A 3,224-nucleotide genomic window follows, 5' to 3' on the forward strand; every position below is an offset into this window, starting at 1 on the left:
AAGAAACTCAAGAAACAGGGTGTAGGCAACGGACGAATTTCTGATTTCAAAGTGGATGGGCTGGCCTTATTTAAACGTGAGTTTGAAGTGCAGCACATGCTGATTGACGGCACCACAGGGGCCGGTAAATCCGTCATGCTGCGGAAACTGCTGCGCTGGATACGCAAACGTGGGGATAAAGCGATTATTTATGATAAAGGCTGCACCTTTACCAGTAAGTTCTTTGACCCTAGCCAAGACACCTTACTCAACCCCTTCGATGAACGCTGCGCCAATTGGGATGTCTGGTGCGATGCAAAAGAAGCCCCTGACTTTGAAAATATCGCCAGCGCCCTTATCCCGCAGCATGGCGAAGGTGACCCATTCTGGGTCGACTCCGCCCGGACTATCTTTTCAAGTGCGGCGTATCGCATGAGCCAAGATGACAAGCCCTGCTCGACCGCAAGGCTGCTTAGCCTGATACTCACGTCTGAACTTGAAACCCTGGGTAATTTCCTGCAAGGCACAGAGTCTGCTTCCCTGGTCTCGAAAGACATCAAAAAGACGGCCATCTCCATTAAGTCGGTGCTCGCTACCTACATTAAGAGCCTACGCTTTTTAGATGGCTTGGATGACAAAGACACGAAAGGAGAGCCCAAACGTAAACCGTTTTCTATCACCGATTGGGTACAAGATGACAAACAAAAAGGCTTTTTGTTTTTATCGAGTAACGCGCAGCAACACGCCTCATTGCGTCCTTTAATTTCAACTTGGCTTGCCATTGCCTCTAACGCTATTTTGGGACTCAAAGCCGATGAAGACCGCCGTATCTGGGTGATTATGGATGAAATGCCAAGTCTGCATAAACTGCCTGAGCTTGACACCATCATTGCCGAAGTGCGTAAGTTTGGGGGCTGTTATGTGATTGGTCTCCAGTCTTATGCGCAGCTCGTGAAAACCTACGGAAAAAATACCGCGGACGTTATTTTTGATTTACTCAACTCTCGCTTTTACTTTCGCGCCCCATCAGCGCAGATGGCACAAATCTCATCCAAAGATTTGGGTGAGCAAGAGGTGGATGTCTCAAGAGAGCACATTTCTTACGGTGCAAATGCACTCCGTGATGGGGTATCGATTGGTCACCAAACCGTCACCCGCCCTGTTGTCTCTAGCAGTGAAATCCAAGCCATGGATGATTTACAATGTTACCTTCGCGTACCAGGAAGCAGCTTTATCACTCGACTGGATTTGCACTTTGATAAGATGCGAGATGTGACACCGGCCTTTATAAAACGTGATTACACCCCATCGCCCGCCATGACCAAAGCGTATCAAAAAGCGATTTACTTTGAGTGTGTCGCCCCAGGTATGCTCCTCAACGAAGAAGAGCGTAACGCACTCACAGAAATCCAAGCCAAGCAATTTGAAACGCCGGAAGAGATGAAGCTGGAAACCGACCAAATCCAACAAGCACAACGAAGTGAGACAGTCAAAGCGTTAGCCAGCAAGGAGTCGGAAAAGCTCAAATCAGACAATGCCCCTCAAGATCGCGCGCATCAAGAGCTCGACGAGTCGGCGATATCTCAAGATATCGAGATGGAAGCGGGCGATATGGTTGAATAGCGCATCAAATAGTCGATAGCCACACAAGACAGAAATAGGTCATTGCAAACCAAATGTATTAGGTATTTTTATGTTACCGAGTTTGTCTACATTAATCTTCGAGACCTTGGTCGTCTCACTCTTATTTTTTGCACTTTGTTTTATGCAGATCACCGAGAGTCAATTTCAGTGGACGCAACTTTTCATCGCGTCCACTGGCTTTTTATCACTGTATGGTTTGAAGCGCATCGTGGTTTTTTTGTTAAAAAACGCCCCAACACTCCTCACTACATCGTACTCACCTTTGCAGTATTCGCTTTACTCCTGAGCATCAGCATGAAGTACTCGTTATTTGGTTTATTGAATTCGATAGGCCTGACTTTCATGTACTTGGCACCCAGCGTGTCAAAAAGTGCACTGACTCAATCTTAGTCATGACTAGATATTTAGTTATAGTGCACCATAACGTAAGCCCTATCATTGATGAGATTCATTAAAGGAAAATCGATGAAAAGCGTAACGCCCCATAGAGACGACACCCTAGGGCCTCATCATCTCGAATAATCACTCAACCACTCTTCCAAGCCTTGCAATGGCAAGGCTTTTTTACGTTCATTCATCAAGGAATTACCATGTCAAATAAGACCCTCTTTAATTCTGACCATCTACCGATATTAAAGAAACAATTACACACTATATTCGATCAACTTACCTTCGCTGAAATCATTCAGGGCAACGCCACCGAAAAAAACACATGGTTATCGATTTGCGCTCAAGCGGTAGGTTATGGCGACTGGGACGACTTAAAAGCGCAAGCAGTCACGCACCACGAGCCAACCCACAACATTCTATTTAACCAAGCATCCATCATTCCTTTCATCCAAAGTGTCAGAGTCAGCTTGGGGGAGCACATCGACAATATTGAAGGCTTTACCCATGTCATACTAAGAAACTTAACTACCGAAGAGTTAAACGCCATGAATGGCAATAAAGAAGAGCTTCCCCCCCTACCCAAAGCGCCAACGTCCTATACGTTAGAATTAGGACCGAATACGGCCTATGCCCGCGACCTTTTAGATTGGCTGTGGCCAAGAACAAAAAATTACCAAGTAGACCCTATCAACACTCAGTATCTAGCGCACATGAAAGAAAAGCGAATGAGCTTGAGCAAGTCTCAAGCAAAAGAGCGCGCTTTGGATGTTTACCCACACTCTGGCATGCTAATCAGAGACATCTTAGAGCAACTGATTTCAGAAAATTACCTAGAACTCAACGATGATCAAAGGTGCGTCACTTTTACTCGCAAAGGTCTTAATTATCTCAACGGAAAAATGACCCACGAATATGACGACCAATGGAAAGAATGGTTTAAGGCATTTGCAGCGCATCTCAAAAAAATCCCATACCGATACATCAAGATAGATTGGACACCCTATATCGATTTATATGCCCGGGGCATGTCACCCATTGAGGCGGCAAAAAGTCTTGAATGGTCAGAATGCTACACTCAAGCACACTCAGAGATCCAATCGGCCATTAAACACCAACTCGACATCCATCTGCCTCTATACCCCAAGGAACGATACCTGCAATTTACGCCTAGAATATTTCTGACACCTGAGCTGACCAGCAACAAGGTAACA

Annotated in this window: 2 protein-coding genes; both read left to right on the forward strand. The window is 45.7% G+C overall.

Annotation, left to right across the window (positions count from 1 at the left end):
* Window positions 1–1,602 (forward strand): type IV conjugative transfer system coupling protein TraD (traD, locus tag AB4496_RS14440; protein WP_372131212.1); only part of this gene is annotated, 1,602 nt, incomplete at its 5' end.
* 611 nt (window positions 1,603–2,213) lie between these two features.
* The coding region (locus tag AB4496_RS14445) for a hypothetical protein (protein ID WP_136975508.1) at window positions 2,214–3,224 on the forward strand (1,011 nt) is incomplete at its 3' end.

The organism is Vibrio sp. 10N.222.46.A1, assembly GCF_041473595.1.
In the GTDB taxonomy this organism is placed as follows: Bacteria; Pseudomonadota; Gammaproteobacteria; order Enterobacterales; family Vibrionaceae; genus Vibrio; species Vibrio tasmaniensis_A.